General features: G+C 60.4%; 14 protein-coding genes and 1 pseudogene. 4 read left to right on the forward strand and 11 right to left on the reverse strand.

Going from position 1 to position 13,799, the window contains the following annotated elements; genetic code table 11:
* Positions 1 to 145 precede the first annotated feature (145 nt).
* Both ASH01S_RS10800 and aspD read right to left on the reverse strand, forming a co-directional pair.
* A complete protein-coding gene (locus ASH01S_RS10800) occupies positions 146 to 1,111 on the reverse strand; it encodes an aldose 1-epimerase (RefSeq protein WP_067927782.1) in 966 nt (321 codons plus the stop codon).
* Between the two features lie 127 nt (positions 1,112 to 1,238).
* Positions 1,239 to 2,909 (reverse strand): aspartate 4-decarboxylase, encoded by a 1,671-nt coding sequence (gene aspD / locus ASH01S_RS10805; RefSeq protein ID WP_083517058.1) that lies wholly within the window; start codon positions 2,907 to 2,909, stop codon positions 1,239 to 1,241.
* 203 nt (positions 2,910 to 3,112) lie between these two features.
* Here aspD and mgrA point away from each other — a divergent pair, with 203 nt between their 5' ends.
* Positions 3,113 to 4,105: an L-glyceraldehyde 3-phosphate reductase gene (gene mgrA / locus ASH01S_RS10810; RefSeq protein WP_067927786.1), complete on the forward strand. Its 993-nt coding sequence runs from the start codon at positions 3,113 to 3,115 to the stop codon at positions 4,103 to 4,105.
* Positions 4,106 to 4,185: 80 nt separating this feature from the next.
* On the opposite strand, the gene ASH01S_RS10815 is transcribed toward mgrA, so the two are convergent.
* The 3 genes from ASH01S_RS10815 to ASH01S_RS18520 form a co-directional block, all read right to left on the reverse strand.
* Positions 4,186 to 5,421, reverse strand: a complete 1,236-nt coding sequence (locus ASH01S_RS10815) for a YeeE/YedE family protein (RefSeq protein ID WP_067927788.1) — start codon at positions 5,419 to 5,421, stop codon at positions 4,186 to 4,188.
* A gap of 133 nt (positions 5,422 to 5,554) precedes the next feature.
* Positions 5,555 to 5,929, reverse strand: coding sequence for a DUF423 domain-containing protein (locus ASH01S_RS10820; RefSeq protein ID WP_067927792.1), 375 nt, complete (start codon positions 5,927 to 5,929; stop codon positions 5,555 to 5,557).
* A gap of 32 nt (positions 5,930 to 5,961) precedes the next feature.
* Positions 5,962 to 6,102: a cupin domain-containing protein gene (locus tag ASH01S_RS18520; RefSeq protein WP_157067096.1), complete on the reverse strand. Its 141-nt coding sequence runs from the start codon at positions 6,100 to 6,102 to the stop codon at positions 5,962 to 5,964.
* A 190-nt stretch (positions 6,103 to 6,292) separates the two neighbouring features.
* Here ASH01S_RS18520 and ASH01S_RS10825 point away from each other — a divergent pair, with 190 nt between their 5' ends.
* Positions 6,293 to 6,631 (forward strand): hypothetical protein, encoded by a 339-nt coding sequence (locus ASH01S_RS10825; RefSeq protein WP_067927794.1) that lies wholly within the window; start codon positions 6,293 to 6,295, stop codon positions 6,629 to 6,631.
* A 76-nt stretch (positions 6,632 to 6,707) separates the two neighbouring features.
* Here ASH01S_RS10825 and cysC read toward each other — a convergent pair whose 3' ends face one another.
* Positions 6,708 to 7,304, reverse strand: a complete 597-nt coding sequence (gene cysC, locus ASH01S_RS10830) for an adenylyl-sulfate kinase (RefSeq protein ID WP_217996317.1) — start codon at positions 7,302 to 7,304, stop codon at positions 6,708 to 6,710.
* 133 nt (positions 7,305 to 7,437) lie between these two features.
* Here cysC and ASH01S_RS10835 point away from each other — a divergent pair, with 133 nt between their 5' ends.
* Entirely contained in the window at positions 7,438 to 8,343 is a 906-nt protein-coding gene (locus ASH01S_RS10835) for a sulfotransferase family protein (RefSeq protein ID WP_067927797.1), read from the forward strand.
* 146 nt (positions 8,344 to 8,489) lie between these two features.
* On the opposite strand, the gene ASH01S_RS10840 is transcribed toward ASH01S_RS10835, so the two are convergent.
* The 3 genes from ASH01S_RS10840 to ASH01S_RS10850 form a co-directional block, all read right to left on the reverse strand.
* Positions 8,490 to 8,699: a hypothetical protein gene (locus ASH01S_RS10840; RefSeq protein ID WP_067927800.1), complete on the reverse strand. Its 210-nt coding sequence runs from the start codon at positions 8,697 to 8,699 to the stop codon at positions 8,490 to 8,492.
* A 317-nt stretch (positions 8,700 to 9,016) separates the two neighbouring features.
* Positions 9,017 to 9,862: a sugar phosphate isomerase/epimerase family protein gene (locus tag ASH01S_RS10845; RefSeq protein ID WP_067927803.1), complete on the reverse strand. Its 846-nt coding sequence runs from the start codon at positions 9,860 to 9,862 to the stop codon at positions 9,017 to 9,019.
* 30 nt (positions 9,863 to 9,892) lie between these two features.
* A complete protein-coding gene (locus ASH01S_RS10850) occupies positions 9,893 to 10,960 on the reverse strand; it encodes a Gfo/Idh/MocA family protein (protein WP_067927806.1) in 1,068 nt (355 codons plus the stop codon).
* 816 nt (positions 10,961 to 11,776) lie between these two features.
* Between ASH01S_RS10850 and ASH01S_RS10855 the strand changes: the two genes are divergently transcribed.
* The gene (locus ASH01S_RS10855) at positions 11,777 to 12,256 is read left to right on the forward strand and encodes a cation diffusion facilitator family transporter (protein WP_245629032.1); all 480 of its coding nucleotides are present in this window, start codon (positions 11,777 to 11,779) and stop codon (positions 12,254 to 12,256) included.
* A gap of 121 nt (positions 12,257 to 12,377) precedes the next feature.
* On the opposite strand, the gene ASH01S_RS10860 is transcribed toward ASH01S_RS10855, so the two are convergent.
* Together ASH01S_RS10860 and ASH01S_RS17965 are read right to left on the reverse strand one after the other, a co-directional pair.
* Positions 12,378 to 13,574, reverse strand: a complete 1,197-nt coding sequence (locus ASH01S_RS10860) for an MFS transporter (RefSeq protein ID WP_067927809.1) — start codon at positions 13,572 to 13,574, stop codon at positions 12,378 to 12,380.
* 58 nt (positions 13,575 to 13,632) lie between these two features.
* A pseudogene (locus ASH01S_RS17965) lies at positions 13,633 to 13,799 on the reverse strand (transposase); the annotation flags it as partial.

A 13,799-nucleotide genomic window follows, 5' to 3' on the forward strand; every position in this document is an offset into this window, starting at 1 on the left:
TCTGTTAGGTTCTCCATCTCACAGCCCGAGGCCACACTCGGAGCCGAGCACGAGCGTATTGTCTCACAAGCGCACAAGCTCGTCTAGCACTATCTGTTACAGAATATGTAAAGTTCAGGAACACCCAGCCTTCCCTTCCATCCAGCTAAAGGGGCAACACGGCTATCGACGTCTCCAAGATGCGGCGCTCGCCCGGTTCCAAGGCGGACATACCTGTTTCGTCTGCCGGCAGCGCCAAATTGGGTGCATTGGTCACCCAGGTGTACGGCTCCGGGCACAAGAAACCCTGTTTGCCGTCCGCGTTGTACACGACCCAAAACCGAAAGGGCTCCGCACAGTCGTAATGGACCTTAAGCCCTGCCGCGTCGTCCCGCAGCACCGCCCGATTCGGCACACCGGCTGCGGTGGAGAACACGTCATCCCGCGCCACGCCCGCCAGCGGTAGGTTTTCCGCCACCGACGCTGGCACCGGGTCCTGCCGGCCCGTCGGCAGATTGCGGGCATCCAGCTGCCACTGTTTGCTGACCGGCAGGCTGAACCGGCAATCCTTCAGATGCCCCCCGTCCGCCAACGGGAAGCGAAACGTCGTATGGTAACCGAACCCAAACGGCAGTGGCCGCTCGCTGTGGTTCTCAACCGTCGCGCGCTTGATTAGCCGTGGACCGTCGAGCACATACTCCACGACAATCGTGAAACGCTGCGGCAATTGACGCAGCACCTCCGGATGGTGAGCCGAATCAAAGGTGACGACAATCGCCGTCCGCCGCCCCCCTTCCACCGTTTCCGCCTGCCACGGACGATGGGCGACAAAGCCGTGGATGTGATTGTGTTTGGACGGCTCGGTCAAGTCAAACTGGTAGGTCTGGTCAGCGAACTGAAAGCGCCCATCCGCAATGCGGTTGGGCGGAAACAAAATGGGTGCGCCGAAGAGTATCGGCCGCGCCTGATACTCTTCGCGGCTGGACGGCTGGCGCAGCAACTCGACGCCGCTGGGACGGTGCACAAGCGAGACCAACTTGCCGCCCAGACTGGGGGCCACCGTCACGGCCAGTTGCTCACCCACCGCCGTGATGGCCGCTTCCCCGACGTACGACGAACGCACAATAGACATGTGGCTATCCTCTCCCTGACAAGCAAACGGCCGGCGCATAGCTGCACTCGGCCCTCGCGGAAATTCACCCACATGAAACAGGCTGCTGATGCACGTTCATTATTGTACTGAACCGCATCCCCGGGTGCTACTTACGCCTCACCCTCTCCTGCCACTTTGCCACGTATTCCTCGAGAACTTTGTGCAGGTCTCGGCCAATTTGCGCATAATCCGCATCGTCCAGGTTGGCCAGAGAAATGCGCACCGACCACCTCGGAGCATGGAAACCGCCGCCATTCAACAGCACCACCGACGATTCTTCGGCCAACCGGAACAGAATATCCGTGGGTTCGCACGTCTCCCGAAGAAACTGGGCGAACTCCTGACCGTAGTGGCGGGCGGCCCATTCCGCCAGGTCAAACTCCGTGTAATAATCCGCCATGTGAGGGACATTGGGCACCGGGAGACCCAGCCCTTCATAGAGCAGGTGCAGGCGGTGCCGGCAGATGGACTTGGTGAGGGACTTGTAATCGTCGTCCGCATCCACCAACGCGGCCGCAGCGAACAGGGCCATCTGGACCTGCTGCGGCGTCGACAGACCGGCCGTATGATTGAGCGCCACCTGGCGGCTGTCCGCAACCAGCCGGTCGATGAAACGCAGCCGAGACACGTCTGGGGTCAACGACTGGTAGCGCTGCGCCAGCTCCTGCTGCTGCTTTTCCGGCAACCGGCGCAGCCGCGCGTCAAACACATTGTCTTCGTGCACCGCAATCACCCCCAGACGCCAGCCCGTGCAACCAAAGTACTTGGAAAACGAGTAGACTCCGATTGTGTTGTACGGGAGCTCGGCCAGCAAAGAGCGATAACCGTCGACGAATGTGCTGTACACGTCATCCGACACAATCATCAGATCCGGATGGTGACCGCGCACGATCTCCACCAGACTGCGCAACGTATCCGCATCCATGGCCACCGAGGGAGGGTTGCTCGGATTGACCAGGAACAGCGCTTGGATGCTCTGATCCTCCAGTTTTTGCAGCTCACTGTCCGGGTACTGCCACGTGTGGCTGCCATCTTCGGCCCGGCCGCTGGCGACAACCTCGACCACGTCGAAACGGTACCGGGGCAGTCTGGGTATTTCCAGATAAGGTGGAAAAATAGGAACCATCACCGCCACACGTGCCCCCGGCTCGAGCAGGTGATTGGCCAAAAGGGAATCGAAAATGTAGCACATGGCTGCCGTCGCACCCTCCACCGCGAACAGGTGAAAACGGCCCACGTCGCGCCCTGCGCACAATTCACGCGTCAGATACGCATGCACTACCCGTTCCACGTGCACCAGCATACGGTCCGGCGTCGGGTAATTGTCGCCGATAATTCCGTCCACCAATTCGTGGACGTAGCCATCCGGGTCCAGTCTGAGGACATCGCACCCGTACCGGATCACGCGAGCGAGCAAATCGGCCCCGGGCAGGCCGCGGTGGATGTACAAAAACTCGTCCATCCGCGCGCGGATGCCCGGCTGCCTGGGCTTGCCCGCCAGGTTTCCCTGCTGCCAGACCCGCCGCGATTCCTCGACGGCAAATTGACCGAGCAGAAAGAAAGCGTCGCGCGCCCCGGCGTGAATCCAGTTGGGATTGCCGCGGCCGGCATCCAGCAGCACGCGCGTGCTCTTCTTTTGGTGGTCCTCGGCCAGGCGTATCAGTTCGCGGTTCCATTCAAACGGACTGACGGATTCCAGGCTGCGCCCCGTCTCCCCCGGCTGGACGCGGCCTGGCCGCGTCTGCACTGGCTGGCCTGGCACGGTTTTCGTTGTCATATCCTGCACCCTCCCCGGCGACCGCCGGCCACGCACCCGGCGTCGTCCGTTTCGCCTGCGGCCCTCCACATCCTGGCGCTCACAGGAATCAATCCCAGTATGTCCGGCGCCAAGAAGGTTTCATGCAGGATAAATCGGTATAATGGAAGTGCAAACGATATCATGAGCGGGGCGCAGCGCACCCGTCCAAGGAGGTCTCGTCCGTGACCTATTTGCCCGATGCCAACCGCTACAAGAACATGGTCTACAACCGATGCGGCCGCTCCGGACTGAAACTGCCCGCCATCTCGCTGGGCCTGTGGCATAATTTTGGCGGTGTGGATTCGTTCGAAAACGCCCGTGCCATGGTCCGGCGTGCCTTCGATCTGGGCATCACCCACTTTGACCTGGCCAACAATTACGGGCCTCCGGCTGGATCGGCCGAAGAGACGTTTGGCCGCCTGCTCAAACAGGACCTGGCCCCGTACCGCGACGAACTCGTCATCTCCACCAAAGCAGGTTATTATATGTGGCCCGGACCGTACGGGGAATGGGGATCGAAAAAATACCTGGTGGCCAGCTTGGACCAGAGCCTAAAACGCATGGGACTCGATTACGTGGACATCTTCTACTCCCACCGTCCAGACCCGGATACGCCGCTGGAGGAAACGATGGCGGCGCTGGACTTGGTGGTCCGCCAGGGCAAGGCGCTGTACGTCGGGATTTCCAACTACAGCCCGGAGCAGACGGAACAAGCCATCTCCATCCTGCGCAGCTTGGGCACCCCGCTGTTGATCCATCAGCCGTCCTATTCCATGCTCAACCGCTGGATTGAGCACGGCCTGCAGGCGGTGCTGGAGCGGGAGGGTGTGGGCAGCATCGCGTTTTCGCCGATGGCTCAGGGACTGCTGAGCAGCCGCTACCTGCAGGGCATTCCCGAGGACTCGCGAGCCGCGAAACCGACCGGCTTCCTCAAGTCGGAGCAAATCACCGAGGAGACGCTGGACAAAATCCGCCGCCTGAACGACATCGCGTCGCGCCGTGGCCAGACTTTGGCGCAGATGGCGCTGGCCTGGGTGTTGCGCGAAGGGCGCGTTACCTCCGCTCTGATTGGCGCCAGCCGCGTCAGTCAGATTGAGGAGAACGTCAAGGCGCTGGACAACCTGGCGTTCGACCCGCAAGAATTGGCCGCCATCGACCAAATCGTCGGGGCATGAGCATTTCCGGGCGCGCCACCACACAAAATAAAGGGTTCGATCCCCTCGAACGGATCGAACCCTTGTGCTTGCGGTCCGTGTCAACGGTTAGCCAAACGGCACACGGGCCGGATGGCGACACCGATGACACTGCCAATCATGGCGCCGATGAACCACTCCCAGCCGTGCAGGCTGAAGGTCGCAATGCCCGAGAAATAAGCGCCGATGTTGCAACCGAACGCAATGCGGGCGCCGTAGCCCATCAGGATGCCGCCGAGCAGAAGGCCGACGACCATCCGCCAGGGCAAGGCGCGCAAGTAAGCCTTCGGCAACAGCCCGCCGAGCGCCGCAGCCAACAACGCACCGACCATGATGGCGATGTCGTCGGTGGTTTCGAGATGATGCAGCACACCTTGGTGCAGCGCCGACAGGTTATCAGGATTCTGCCAATAACCCCAGCTCGTGACCGGCACCCTAAACCACTCGGCCACCTTGGCGCCCCAAAGCGCGAACGCGGATGTTACGCCCCAAGCCTTGCCGGAGACCAGGAGAATGACAAAGTTGCCGAGCGCCAGCACAAACGCTCCGGCCAACCAGGACCAAGGACCGCGCAGCAACGACCGCCAGGTAAACTGGCCCCTGCGGAACAGCCTCTCCACAGACCCATTGCGCCGCTTCTCCAAAACATAGACCAGAGCAAAGACAACCGCCATGATCAAGAGATTGACGAGCAGACCGCCGACGGGCCCAAACGACTGCAACAGGTAGACGTTGCCCAGCTGCGGGGTAGACTGCCACCAGGTGAAATTGATGGTTCCCAGTACAGACCCGACGATGAATCCAATCAGGGTCAAAATCCCACGCACGTCCCCGCCGCCAATATGATAAAGGGTGCCGGACGCACAACCATCCCCGAGTTGCATGCCGATGCCAAACAGGATGGAGCCTGCCAGGACGGAAAGCCCCACCGGGTGCACGCTGGCCTGTACCGGATGGCCAAACACGCTCGGCGCCAGTAACACCGGCAGGAACACCAAGTTGGCAATGGCGAACATGACCATCTGCGCCCGGATGCCGATGCCTCGGCCGGCGACAATTAAGCTGCGGAACGAGCTGGTAAAGCCAAAATGGGCGTGGTACAGGGCCATGCCGAGCACGCCGGCGACCAAGAACAGCAGCGCGTGCGCGTAGGAATCGTAGAAAGCTAAGAACACCGCGCCGACGATGAAAAATGCGATAGACACAAGGACGATGGAACGCTGCATCGACGGGCGGCTCTGCTCACGCAGGCCGCCACCGCTGTCCAGGTCGAGGAGGCGCGCCTCAGTCGTAGCCATGCCCTCCACTCCTTTCTGCTACTTTCTGCTCTATGTGTGTATTGTGTTGGAAGGGTGCATGACTGATTATATAACTATCCCGACATGCGTACAAGGGTTTTTCGAAGGAATCGCCGGCCACCCGGCCCACTCCTCAACGCCGGGCTGGCTGGACGGCGGCGACAATGAGGAACACCCAGCCGAGCAGCAGGCAGACACCGCCGAACGGCGTCACCGCGCCTAGGACTGTGACGCCGCTGGTGGCGAGGACATACAGGCTGCCGGAAAACAGCACGATGCCGATGGCAAACAGCCACCCCGCGGCGCGCACCAAGCGACCGCCGATGTCCAAGTGCGCGAGAATGCCAACGGCCAGCAGCGCAAGGGCGTGATACATCTGGTACTCGGCGCCCGTGTGAAACACGTCCAGCATGCCGGCCGGCAAGTGGCCCTGCAGAACGTGGGTGGCAAACGCGCCCAAAGCAACCGAAAGAAAGCCGAAGATAGCCCCGACAGCAACAAAGCCCATTTGTTTTCCTCCTCACGGATGCAATGTCGGTCTCAATCGACGTACAGATACGTCACCTTCTCAAATCCCAGGTGCGCATGCCAGGCAAACCCGCCCCGCATTATCACAAACTCGTCCAGGAGCACGAACGGATCGAGAACAGAGTGATGGACACCCGGAAACGGTTGACGCACCCAGACTCCTGACGGGCTTTTCTCCCATTTGGCAGGATGGACACCCAAGAGTCCGGATGGAGCGTGGACTGAAGTCGTGCTTGGCCGCATCATGACCTGATTGTAGCACGTCCACAAGTGGCTGGTGAAAAGCCCTAACCGCCCGGTGGCATTCGACATACTGTAGGGCAACAGCAAGGGGGCCCAAGGCATGAGGGAAGCAGAGGTACAGGGCGCGACGGTGCAAGAACGCGCCCTGGTCGCCATCGATAAGCTGTTGGCGCGAGCCATGGAGCACGCAGGCGGCCTGGAGCGGACCTTGCTGCGCCAGGCCATCAGTCGGCTCTATCCGCGCCTGCGGCAGCGCATCCTGGCCGCGACAGACAGAGATATCCGTCAAGAGGTGGAACATCTGCAGCGGCTGTCGGCCGCCGTCTTGGGAACGGAGGCCACCGCCGCGCCGCCTGCCCCGCGCTCGACCGCCCACAAAAGGCGCCGGAGCGCGCGCAGACGGGTCCAGCCGGCCCGGCGCAGACGCACCCGGCGGTGACGCTCGACGCAGGCGGCCGCCCACCCGCCGCCGACGCGGGCATTCCCCGCCGGCGCCACAGGCGCAAGTCCGCCGTTTATGGGACCCTCAGCTGGGGAAGAACGAACTGGTACAAACGCTCGGCACACTCCGCAAGCGGTATATCCGCCGTGGTCACGTGGAGATCCGGCCGCAGCGGCGCTTCATACGGCGCCGCCATCCCTGTCATACCCGACAATTGCCCAGCCGCCACGCGGGCATACAAGCCCTTCGGGTCACGCTGCTGACAGACAGACAAAGGACAATCCACAAACACCTCGACAAACGAGTCCGCTCCGATGAGAGAGCGGGCCTCTTGCCGTGACGCTCGATAGGGAGAGATGACGGCTACGATGACGACCGTTCCCGCCTCGACAAACATACGCGCCACATGGGCGATGCGCCGCACATTCTCCAGCCGATCTTCCTCGTCGAATCCGAGGTCGCGGTTGAGACCGGATCGAACGTCGTCTCCGTCCAAGACATAGGTGTGCACACCCCGGCCGTGCAGGTCGCCGGCCAGCAACCTGGCCAGCGTGGTCTTCCCCGCCCCGGACAGACCGGTCAGCCACACACAAAATCCGCGGTGTTGATGGAGTCGCTCCCGATCCGCCCGCGTCACGACCGGTATCTGCCCACTGTGTCGCTCGCTCAATCCAATCCCCCCGTTTACCTGCAGCAGACGATGAGGTTGCACCCATCTAGAAGAGCGTATGCGACACGGAAGCGGTTCAGTATGTACACTGCACCATATGGACAGTATGGGGTACTATAGGAGGGTGTTTGGGTTGTCCGTTTTCCCTAATTTTTTCCTTGTCGGTGCGGCCAAATCCGGGACCAGCTCCCTGTACCATTATCTGCGCCAGCACCCAGAGGTGTATATGAGCCCCATCAAGGAGCCGCACTTTTTTTGCAGCCACCACTTCCCCGCCCGTTTCACCGGCCCTGGAGACGAAGAGTTTTCACTGGCCGCCATCCGTCGTGCGGATCAGTACAGGGCCTTGTTCCAGTCAATCCAAACAGAAACGGTCGCGGGCGAGGCGTCTGTGTTTTATCTCTGCTACCCAGACACCGCCCTGCGCATTCATGCCTGGAATCCGCAGGCCAAGGTGGTGGCCATCCTGCGTCATCCGGCAGACAGAGCCTTTTCCGCCTACATGCACCTGGTGCGCGACGGACACGAAACGTTGAGCTTTGAACAGGCGCTGGATCAAGAGGACGCGCGCATGGCGGCAGGCTATCGACCCCTATGGTGGTATCGACGCCTGGGATTGTACAGCGACGCCATCGACCACTACCGGCGTGTGTTTGGCCCGAGCCAGTTCAAAGTGTTTTTATACGAGGACTTTCAAGATCCAAGTCAGGTGATCCGGGAGACCCTTGCCTTCTTGGGACTCAATCCGGATGTCCCCATCGACACACGCATCCGTCACAACGCCTCCGGGGTGCCCAGACTGCGGCCGCTCTATCGTTTTTTGCAGCAGCCGCACCCAGTCAAGGAGTGGGCCAAACGCGTTTTGCCGCAAGGGCCCTCCAGCCGGGCCAGCCATTGGCTGAAGAACCGTCTGTTGGCCCGCCCGCAGATGCGGCCACAGACGCGCCAAGCTCTGATCTCGTTTTACCGCGCGGACATTCTGCGCCTGCAGTCGCTCATCCAGCGCGACTTGACATCGTGGCTGGATGATACTCCGTGACCTGGTCTTGCCGCCCTACAGGCGGAGCATCCGTCAGTCGCGCTGGGCGGCTGACACCATCGTCACAAACGCAGTCTTCAACCTGCAATGGCCACAAGAAGCGTCGGTCGGGCTGTGCCTGAATCTCGGTTCTCCCTCATCAGCCTTTAGGGCCGCGATTTTGTAGACGGACTGGGGACGTGGGGAAGGTCTGCTGTCAAGCGGCGAAACACGATTAGCAAGTGATCTTGATGACGGCGGATATCCACGACTTTGATGTATCCCTGTTCGACCAAGTCGCGGACTTCACTGAGCACAGTCGGCCACCTGGTGAGATCCGAACGAGACAGCGTCAGGTATTCAAACTTGCTCTCCACCGAAGCACCCCCTGAATTCAAAGACGATGACCGCGCTGTTTTTGTCACATATTATAACGAAACAACCTGTTGATGTCATAAACCTCACAACGAAAACCGAATTACACGTTTGACTTTACGTGAGATCTCCCCGATGCGCAACCATTAGGGTTATATCATATGACATAATACAGGCTGATGTGCGTCCGTTCGTAGCGGGGGTCCACTGCGGAGAGAGGATGGATTCCACACAGATCAAGCCAAACGCGGTGAATTCGGCAGCAGCGCCGGACACCTGCCCCGCCGTCCACAGACGGTCCGGGACAGGTTCCATCAGATTACAGGCCGGCCGCCGAAAAGAGACGGGCAAAGGCCGCCTGCGACCGCGCGGCCAACGCGTGGCTGTCTTCCGTGAGGGGCGTGGGCGTCAGGACCTCTTGCGCAACCGGTCCGTCGTAACCGATGTCGGCCAGAGCCTGCAAAAAGCCGACCAGATTGATGACACCTTCCCCAGGGAACAGCCGATCGTTGTCCCGCACCTGTGAAACCGGAACATCCTTCGCGTCATTGATGTGCACATGCACGATTTGCTGGTTGTGCAAATTGCGGATATCGTCCACCGTCGCACCCGTCGTGTACCAATGAAACGCGTCCAACAACAGTCCGACATTGTCCTTGCCTATGGCCGCAATCCAATCCAGCGTGCTCTGCAGGTCCCAGATGAACGGATGGCGCCCGACCTCACGCAGGTGATGCGGGCCGACAAATTCCAGCCCTAAGCGCATCCCGTAGGCCCCTAGGATCTCGGCGCAGGTGCGCAACCGGCGGGTGGCAATCGCCAAGAAGTGGGCGGGGTTCTCATCGGTCGATGGCAGGATGTACGTGCAGCTGCGCGTGCATCCGAGCGCACTGGCCGCCGCCGCGTGCTGCGCCAAGAGCGGCAGACCGGCGCGAAATTCAGCCTCCGTCCGACGCCACTCCACGACCAGACCCATGCTGCCGATGCTGACCCCGTGCTCCCGGAGCAACGCCAGAGCACCCGCCTGCCCATGGCGCTCCACCAGGCCAATCAATTCTTCACCTCCGGCGTCGATGCTGGTAAAACCGTACGCCGCCGCCAGTTCAATAAACGCTTCCAAAGAGCCAACCGCACCCACTCCGGCACGGGTCAATCCCTTCTGCACTGACTTCCCTCCTCACCACTCATCTAGGCTTCACAGCGACCAATCGAGCACCACCTCGCGGCCGGTGCGGGACGATTCATAGATGGCGTCGAGAATCAGGTTGTTCGCCAGCCCCGACATGGCCGAGCAGATGGGTTCACGGCCGGTTTGCACACACTCCACAAAGTGCCGGGACAACCGGGCCCGCTCCCCCTCATCCTGGGCGGGCGGAGTCAACTCCGTCTGCAGCGGCTGATTGAATTTCTCGGTCAGGAATGTAGCCCGATGGCCCACAATCGACGCGCCGCCGTCGCTGCCCATGAGGTGGACAAACGGCTGGCTGTCGGTATCCGCATGCACGGCCCAGCTGACGTCGAGTGTCAGCGTGCTGCCGTTGTCCATCTTGATCAGCGCGCTCGCCAAGTCCTCCACATCAAATTGGCCATCCCAGTTGGGCGTGCCCCAATTGCCAATCCCCCGGCGGCGAGGGCCAAACTCGGCATAGGTCGATCCGTACACCGCCACGGGCTTGGGATTCCCCATCAGGTACAGGGACAAGTCGAGCATGTGCACGCCGATGTCGATGAGCGGACCTCCGCCCGCGTCCGCCTTGCGCGTGAACCAGGTGCCCCAGCCTGGGATGCCCTTGCGCCGCATCCACCCGGTTTTCGCCATGTAGATGCGCCCCAGTTCTCCTTTGTCAACCTGTTCCTTGACGGCCAGCGCGTTCCACTGCCAACGCATTTGGTGCCCTATCATCAACAGCTTTCCCGCGCGTTGCTGCGCGCGCACGATGTCTTTCGCGGCGGCCGCATTTATTGCCATCGGCTTCTCTAACAGCACGTGCTTGCCCGCCTCGAGTGCGGCGATGGCCAGCGGAGCATGCCAGCGGTTGGGCACCCCAATCACGACGGCGTCAATCTCCTCATCCGCCAGCATGCTGTCGATGTTGTCGTACACCTTGGGCAGCGAGAACTCCTCTCGGGTCCGCTTGGCCAACTCTGGCACCGCATCCGTCACACCGAGAACGACTGCGCTGTCCAGCTGCAAAAATGCGCGGATATGTACTTTTCCGATGTTGCCCGCGCCAATGATGCCAATCCGAACCGGTTGAGCCAAAACAACGCCTCCTCTGTGAAAGCAGCGCGCAAGCGCATGGCGGCGCTCAGCCCCATGCAACCTGTCACGGCCATCGTAGCACACCATGTAAGCGCCGCCAATAGCACCCGCTTGACATGACAGAATAGGAACATCCATGAAGACGGGCCCACCCGGTCGGTAACAGCAGAATTTTCGTTTTGCCCCGATGATCCTTGGCTATTGCTGGTCTTCACGCCGGTGAACCCCATCGTCGTCTCCCTCTTCCTGGGCGTCGGCGCAGGCGGCCTCTTCACGCTCACCCTGCTCTCGCCCATCGATGCCACCAAGACCGCATCGAAGGCCCGCTCACGGTCGGCGATGGTGCAGTTGTGCGATATGTCATCGGTGCCCTGGGCCCATCGTTGTCGGATCCATCCACGATGCGGCACACAGCTACACGCCTGCCTGCGGGCTGTTCATCATCCTCATTGTGGTGGTGCTCGGCATCGAATGGACGGTCGGACGCAGGCCGCGCCCCCGCGTCAGGCACACACCACACGATTAGAAATCAAGGCACGAGGCTGGGCACACCGCCGCATGCAGCACGGAATCCAGTCGAATCCGAGTGCTTGCACAGCCTGCTCACACAGGCTATGATTGTCCTCAAATTGAGAGGGAGGACGGGGACATGTCCATCCACAACGCAGCCGTACAGAAAGGCATCCGGATTGAGCTCCTATCGGTTCTCTGGATGATGGTGGAAGCTGGGGTTGCCGTCGGCGCAGGTGTGATCGCGAATTCGTTGTCCTTGGTGGCCTTCGGTGCAGACAGCGTCATCGAGTGGATGCCGGTGGGGTGTTGTTGTGGCGCCTCGTCATCGAATCCCGGGGAGCGACTTTGGAGCGCGTGGAGCGTGCTGAGAAAATCTCCTCCTGGGTTGTCGGCTTTGCCCTGCTCCTCTTGGCAATCTATGTGGTCGTTTCATCCGTGGACAAGTTGATTACTCGTCAAGGGGCAGAAACGAGCGGTTTGGGGATTGCTCTGGCCATTGCCTCCGGCATCTTGATGCCGTATCTGTCCCACGCGAAAAAGCGCATCGGAACGGAAATCGGGAGCCGGGCCCTGCGCGCGGACGGATCGTGCAGTATTGTCTGTGCGTACATGGCTTGGACCGTGTTGGCCGGAGCGTTGCTGACCGCATCCTTGGGCTGGTGGTGGGTGGACTCCGTCGCCGCCTTGGCATTGGTGTACTTCATCGTCAAGGAAGGATGGGAAGCCATCCAGGAGGCGCGTGGAAAGGAGGACGCGTGTGGTTGTGACGGCCGCTGCGACTAAATGAGTCGTACGAGTATTCACCGTCGCAGCCAACCCTGCAAGCTGACGCTGGAGGAGGCCGGACCGCTGGTCGCGGACGCCGTCCACAGGGCACGGCTCCCCCACAGACTCCTCTCTTGGATCAGACCCCCGTGGCCACATGGCGTTCACGTATCACATGCAAACACCCACATATTATCAAGAATAGAATCAGCAGTACCGCGACAAAGGCCAGCATCATCCACAACACTTGGTTTGGCAGGAAATGATCCATGGCATACCCAATCACAGCCGGGAATACCGCCCCGCCCACTCCCGCGAAGGCCGTGACTGCACTCGTAACCATACGCTCCATACCGGGAAACGTGTGATTCGCATAGACCATCGTAATAGAATACACGGCGGACATCGACAAACCCAGCCCGCATACCGTAAGGTAGGAGACCCATGGATCTCTGGATTGGGTTAAGAGGAAAATGAACACCAGACCGACAACGAGGCTCCCGAACAAGTAGCGTTCGTAACTGACACGGCGGACAATCCAGCCAATGGCAAGCCGCCCGCCCACCATAGCAATCCAAAACGCGGAGGAACTCAGTGACGCCAAATACGGACGTGCCTTCAGATACGCCGTGAAAATGCTCGGCAGAAAACTGTTCAGGCTGCTCTCGAAACCCACGTAGACAAAAATCATGACAAGAAACAACATGAGGACTGAGTACTTGGAAACTCTCCCCTGAAAGACCGGCGGTGCGGCGGTGCGGGCGTCCATCTGTCCTTCCGCCACGGTTATAGATTGTAGGGGAACCGAGATGGATCCCCAAACCATGGCTAGCACAAACGCTAACCCTCCCACAAGCAAAGGACAAAACCTCCACCCATGCGCAGCGATAAGGCCGCTGGCCATGGCCGGCATAGAGAGTGCCCCAACGCCAAACGCTACTTCCAAACGACTCATGAAGATCGCACGTCTTCCTGCGAACAATTCCATCACGTAGGAAGCCACAGCCGTTTCCAGGGCGGAGGCGCCAATACCATTCAAGACCACAAGCAGTTCTACCCACAAGAAACGGGGTAAGCACAGAATGCCCATCTGCGCAACCGCGACCGCCAAGGCAGATCCAGACAGGATGAATCGATAGTGATACCGCTTCATGCAACTCGCGGTGATTGGAACCCCGATGACAAATCCGATAGATTGCAGGAGTATAAGGAACCCGCCTGACGTGTACGTGGTGTGGTAGTGGGACAGCAATTCGGGCATGATGGCACCGAAAAACACGCTCGTCATTCCACCCAGAAAATACATGGCATAAGAGGCCCAAAGAAAGCGGTTCAATGGATAGCTCCTCCCAAACAGAGACCCAAGACCTCGACCTGAAGCCGACGCCTGGCCATTCAAGGGTTCCGACCCTCGTATCCCATTCTCTGCGGCGGTATCCGTTCCGATCATTCTTGCGCTCCGTACTTCGTTCGAAGCGCTCAGCACCGATGAGTTGACCCACTTCGGCATCCATCACGGCTTCGGCAAGAACTTTCAAACCCTCCCGCAGAAAATCGACGG

Origin of the sequence: Alicyclobacillus shizuokensis NBRC 103103 (assembly GCF_001552255.1) — a bacterium.
GTDB lineage: Bacteria > Bacillota > Bacilli > Alicyclobacillales > Alicyclobacillaceae > Alicyclobacillus_G > Alicyclobacillus_G shizuokensis.

Coding starts and splice junctions, on each gene's coding strand:
- ASH01S_RS10815 (WP_067927788.1), bottom strand. CDS start 5,421: ATGGCTACGACTGAGGCGCGCCTCCTCGACCTGGACAGCGGTGGCGGC.
- aspD (WP_083517058.1), bottom strand. CDS start 2,909: ATGACAACGAAAACCGTGCCAGGCCAGCCAGTGCAGACGCGGCCAGGC.
- ASH01S_RS10800 (WP_067927782.1), bottom strand. CDS start 1,111: ATGTCTATTGTGCGTTCGTCGTACGTCGGGGAAGCGGCCATCACGGCG.
- ASH01S_RS10820 (WP_067927792.1), bottom strand. CDS start 5,929: ATGGGCTTTGTTGCTGTCGGGGCTATCTTCGGCTTTCTTTCGGTTGCT.
- ASH01S_RS10825 (WP_067927794.1), top strand. CDS start 6,293: ATGAGGGAAGCAGAGGTACAGGGCGCGACGGTGCAAGAACGCGCCCTG.